Source organism: Pedobacter sp. 05L430, from assembly GCF_056397585.1.
Genome location: NZ_JBFTNT010000277.1, coordinates 1 through 5689, shown reverse-complemented (window position 1 = coordinate 5689; position 5689 = coordinate 1). Strand labels below are relative to the sequence as shown.

General features: G+C 42.8%; 3 protein-coding genes and 1 pseudogene. All 4 read right to left on the bottom strand.

Going from position 1 to position 5689, the window contains the following annotated elements:
- Positions 1 to 207, bottom strand: a pseudogene (locus AC1DG9_RS22365) (hypothetical protein); the annotation flags it as partial.
- A gap of 11 nt (positions 208 to 218) precedes the next feature.
- Positions 219 to 1553: a DoxX family protein gene (locus AC1DG9_RS22360; RefSeq protein ID WP_172660114.1), complete on the bottom strand. Its 1335-nt coding sequence runs from the start codon at positions 1551 to 1553 to the stop codon at positions 219 to 221.
- 12 nt (positions 1554 to 1565) lie between these two features.
- Complete coding sequence (locus tag AC1DG9_RS22355; RefSeq protein ID WP_172660113.1) at positions 1566 to 2936, bottom strand: RagB/SusD family nutrient uptake outer membrane protein; 1371 nt, start codon at positions 2934 to 2936, stop codon at positions 1566 to 1568.
- Positions 2937 to 2959: 23 nt separating this feature from the next.
- Positions 2960 to 5689, bottom strand: a 2730-nt coding sequence (locus AC1DG9_RS22350; protein WP_477635264.1) for a SusC/RagA family TonB-linked outer membrane protein, incomplete at its 5' end; no start/stop codon positions are given.

The window sequence follows — 5689 nt, the reverse complement described above, 5'->3', positions numbered from 1 at the left end:
AAATAGCACAGGGGGTGTATTGGTACCGAAGCGTGCAATATCATATATATCACGATAATGTGGATTTAGCCAATCGATGGCAATTAAATTTTTATACCAACCACTACTTAGCGGAATGGATACCAGCAAGAAGAACACAAACGTAATGCGAAATGCTATTTTTTTGCCTGTCGACCACTGAGTTGGTGTATTTTCTGAATTATTCATTTTCATTTGTATTAAAGTTTCAGACGATTACGACGGCCAAGTTTAATGGGATACTTCTTGTCTATTTTGTTCAGTAAAACGTAAACAGAATCTTTTGAATTGTTAACGCCCGAAAGGATTATTGTTGCGCTATCTGGCCTGCTATACTTCAGTACCAGTTTATCGTTCTTGTAATTACTGTTTTTGTTTTGCAGTAATAACAGATGGTTTACTGTATCTGCTTTATAGCTGTAATAATGTCTTCCACCGGAACCGGCCAACTCGTAATTTCTGTCTTTATCTTTATAGCTGATCTGTTCATAGTTGGTAGAATCAAGTATAACCGGTCTGTTTGAACGGATACTTATTGTGGCCCATTTTTCAAACACCACATCCTTCCATCTTGTTGAATCCGTAACAGAATAAGGGAATACTTTGCCATTGAGTTTAAACTCACTAACATTATAAATCCCACTAGCTCCTTTTAATCCTTTTGCTTTTGGAAACTGATAAGGGTCGGTCCTATACCCTTTGTAGGTCTTAAACCCGTAAACAAATACAAAAAAGAAGATCACTGCACTTTTCAAAACAATCCTGCCATTTTTTAACCATCCGGTAAATACGGGCTTAAATAAATTCGGAGCAGTTGGTTTGCCCAGTGAGATCAGGTTATAGATTCGCCCTGCATCATAGGCCAATACAAATATAGCCAGCGAGATCAGGTAAAAGCTGTACACATATTCTCCGCCTTCGTAAGCAAGATTTGAAATGAATACATTCCCTGTAAACACCAGTATAATAAACGCGCCTATTGAGGCTGTTCTTCTGAAGAACAAGAGAATGCCTGCAAGCAGTTCCACTCCACCAAGAAAAGACTCGTAACCCGGCACTACACCAAGGCTCAGTGAGAATATCTTCCAGTCGGTAAAGTCGCCATAACTGGTATTCAGGTTACTGATGGATGGAAAAGGTGCCTGCAACGGAAAAAACTTGATAAGCCCGTAACCGATAACTCCTATAGCCAGCCTGTACCTCAATATGGTCCTTAACCAGTAGTACAAAATGCTATAATCTGTATCTGGTTTCTCTTTTTTAGCCCATACTGCGGCCCCAATGGCGGCTATGACGGCAATAATGATCCAGTCGATGAAACTTCCTGTGGCAGAACCAAAGCTGGGGAAATACCTGGTAATGAAAAAAATATCTCCATAATTGAGGTTGAGCCAGTTAATGGCAAAGATTCCTTTATAGTACTTCCAGTCCAGCGGGATGGTTTGAAGAATGAAATAGATGAAAAAGAAGCGCAGAGCGGTTTTTTCATAACCATTCCATTCAGGAGAAGATTGATCTAATTTAATAGTTGTCATAATCTATAAATTTTAATATCCTGGATTATTTGGCCCTAATGCCGGATCTATCAGCAGCTGATCATTAGGAATAGGCATCAGGTATTTTCTGACGTCAGTAATGTTCAGTACAACGGATGCTCTTCCTGTTCTTACCAGGTCAAACCAGCGGTGCGGCTCAAAAGCAAATTCAACTCTTCTTTCATTTTCAATAGCCAACAACACATTTGCTTTGGTAACTGCAGGTGTTCCCGCCAGTCCAGCGCGGTCTCGCACCGCATTCAGGTCAGCAATGGCACCGGCTAACTTATCATTAGCAACAGTCGCACCGTCGGGAGCCTGGTTACTTCGTGCTTCGGCGCGGATCAAATAAAGTTCAGCTATGCGAATCAGATAAGAAGGATCTGTTGCAGGACTCCTGTAATATAAATTGCCATACCAACGGTTCTGGTTGTCTTTTGCCACCAAAACACTTCTTGTACCTCCAATCAGTGGATCATTTACCAATGCTACAAATGCATCATTGGGTGCCCATTGGCGAGTTCCCCCATTTTGCTGAGGCTGCCATTGTCCACGATGCCCATTGGTTTCTGCAGCGCTGTAAAAGAGTTCGAACACAGACTCCTGAGTGGCCCTGGCATCGTTCTGAAAGAAACTTCCAAAAGGTTTCAGTAATTTGTAATTCGCGTTATCAACAATCAGCTTTGTTGCATACAATTCTGCATTTGCCCAATCGCCTCTATATAAGTAATACCGCGACTTTAGCGCCCATACTGTTTTTCGGGTAGCTCTATGTCTGTCCGTAGTTTCAGTCAACAGAGGTTCTGCTTTATCCAGATCGTTCAACACTTGTGCGTATACTTCATTTTGCGGACTGCGCGGAATCCCACTGTTATCAGTTGCCGTTTCAGTAGGCTTGGTGATCAGCGGTACGCTGCCCCAGGTTCGGGCCAGATCGAAATAGGCTAATGCACGAATAAAATAAGCCTGACCAACGATCTGGTCTTTTGTACTTTGGTTAAGGAGTGGATCTGTTACTCCAGGAACCTTTTGAATAACCTGGTTCGCCCTGCTAATGGTTAGGTAAATGGCCGACCAAGCGCTGCTGATGGTAGAGTTGTCAGCACTAACATTATGATTTATGAATTCCTGAACCTGTGATTGTGAACCTGTCCATTGTATGTTATCACCATTGAGATATCCAATTGACTGAAATGTGGTACCATAATAAGACCCGGATGCCAGTGCAGCATAAACCCCGGTTAGTGCAGTTTGTGACGATGCATTGTCGTAGATCGTTTGCTTGTCTGACACTGATGCACGAGGCTCTACATCCAGGTATTTCTCGCAAGAGGAGAAGGACAGGATGCTAAAGAAGGACAAGATATATATTGCTTTTTTCATGATTTCTAATTTCTTATCCCTAATTATAGGGACACATTTATACCAAATTGAAAACTCCGTGGCTGTGGTGGTGTACCCAGATCAATTCCCTGCGCATTTTGTGAACTACTGGCAGAAGACTCAGGATCAAGGCCTGTATAATTGGTGATCAGGAACAGGTTATTAGCCGTCACAGACAATCTCACCCTATCCAGCTTAACCCGTTCTGTAATCGATTTAGGAAGTGTATAACCAAGTACCAAAGAGCGTAAGCGCAGGAAAGAGGCATCTTCCAGCCAACGACTGCCATCATCTTTATAGTTGTTGTTGTTAATTCCATCTGGCCTTGGTGTGTTCGTTACATCACCAGGCTTCTGCCACCTGTCTACGTTACTGGCAAAAATGATACGGTTGGCATCACGTGCTCCGCCAGCTTCACCAAAAAACCTGTTGTGGTTATACACCTTGTTTCCATAAGAAAAGGAAAAGAATACACCCAGATCTAATCCTTTATAAGCAAAATTATTACCCATACCGCCAAAGAACTTAGGCCATACGCTCCCGTAGACCTGCCTATCTGCAGCAGTGATCTTACCATCCTTATTGTAATCATCATACACCACGTTACCCGTTTGTGGGTCTACATAAAGCTCTTTATATAGGTAGAAAGAGTACAAAGGGCTTCCCTCTATATTCCAGATCAGGTCCCTGCTTCCAAACTTCACCGGTGCAGATAATTTCTCTATTTTGTTCTTATTTCCGGATATATTGAAGCTCGTTGTCCAGTTAAAGTCCTTTCCTTTAATATTGGTAGAGCTGATTCCCAGCTCATAGCCCCTGTTACTAATCTCTATCTGATTTTTAGTATAACTACTAAAGCCTGTTGTAGCGGCTAACGGGCTGGAAATTATCCCATMACTGGTATATTTTCTGTAGTAATCAAATGAAAATGCCAGCCTGCCCTCAAATAAAGAGAGATCAAATCCTGTGTTGAACTGAGTAGTTTGCTCCCAGCCAAGATCAGGATTGGCAATTTGCTGAGGTGCTGTACCTGGGTTTCCAAGGTATGATGAACCTCCAGACCAAAGGCCAAGTGAAGAAAAATCATCGGCACCATTCTGGCTTCCTGTAATACCATAACTAGTTCTGATCTTCAGATCAGTGATAAAGTCCACATTTTTCAAAAAGTTTTCTTCTTTAACCTGCCATGCTGCACCTACGCCGGGAAAATACCCCCATTGCTTGTCCTTTCCGAATGCAGATGATCCATCCGCACGCAGACTGAAATCAAGCAGGTATTTGCCATCGAAATTGTAATCAAGCTTAGTAAAGAAGGCAGCAAGATTCCTTCTCGACCACCTTTCTGAACCAGTAGTTACCGCAGCGGAGGAAATAAGCTTATACGAATTGTTGGCAAAGCCTCTGCCGGTGGCCGAAGTGGTACTACTCACATCGCTTTGCAATGTATTACCCACTAAAATGCCAAATGTATGTTTGTCATTAACCTTAAAACTATAGGAAAGTGTTTGCTCATTAAGCAGCGAGGTGCGCTGACCAACGGATGAAGTGGCCAGACCATTTGGACTTCCCGAGATCAGGAAAGTATTCCAATATTCAGATTCAGGATAATTGGTATAGTCCAAACCAAAACTGGAACGGAACTTCAGTCCTGGTAAGAGTTCTGCCTCACCGTATAGGTTACCAATGTAACGTAAACTGGTAGAGTTGATGTCGTAATTTTCAAGCAAAAGCTGTACATTATCAAAGCCGGCTCTACCAACCAATACACCCTGTGCATTATAAGGTGACAGATATGTAGGTGTGTGCAGTGCCGCCTGAAGTAAACCACCAGCTGGCCCATCTCCTGCCCGGCCTTCATTGCGGTGGGTCCTGCCAAGGGTGTTGCTTATACCCACTGTTATTTTATTAGTGATCTTCTGATCAAAATTTGCCTTGAAGCTGGCGCGATCGAAAGATATAGGTGCCAGAATGGACTCCTGTTTGTTGTATCCCGCCGAAATGTAATATTTTGTTCCGTTGTTTCCTCCAGCCAAAGAAACATCGTAATTCTGCAGCGCAGCAGTACGAAAAACCTGACTTAAGCGGTCGTAAGTTTGCTGCTCTTCAGGTAAGCCTCTGCCTCCTTCTGAAACAGGACGGAACGGGCGGGTAGCAAAAGTTCCACCAGTATTGATGTAATTCTCGTTAATCAATTCAGCATGTTGTGGGCCGGTTGCCAGATCCCATAGTTTAATGGCTTTTGCAAAACCATTATTTACATTCAGATCAAGCTTCGGCTTCTGGTTAAAGTTACCACGCTTAGTGGTAATGATAACAACCCCATTGGCTCCCCTAACCCCATAAAGCACAGTTGCTTCAGCATCTTTCAACACAGAAATACTCGCAATATCGTTCGGGTTAATATCAGCAATAGGCGATGTGGACTTACCACCTGTATCATAAGTCTGCAAGCTGGTATTACTTATAAATACCCCATCTATCACATACAAAGGATTGTTGTTTCCGTTAATACTATTAGCCCCGCGCAGTCGAATGTTTACAGTCTCGCCTGGCACACCCGTATTATTGGTGATCTGTACACCAGCTACTTTTCCCTGAAGCTGCGATTCAAAGCTACCACCCGGAATGTTCTTTACATCATCGAGACTGGTTTTTACGACAGATCCGATTACGTTTCTGCGCTCCTGCGAACCGTAGGCCACTACTACCACATCATTTAATTGGTTAGTAATCTCCTTTAATTCTATTTCTAT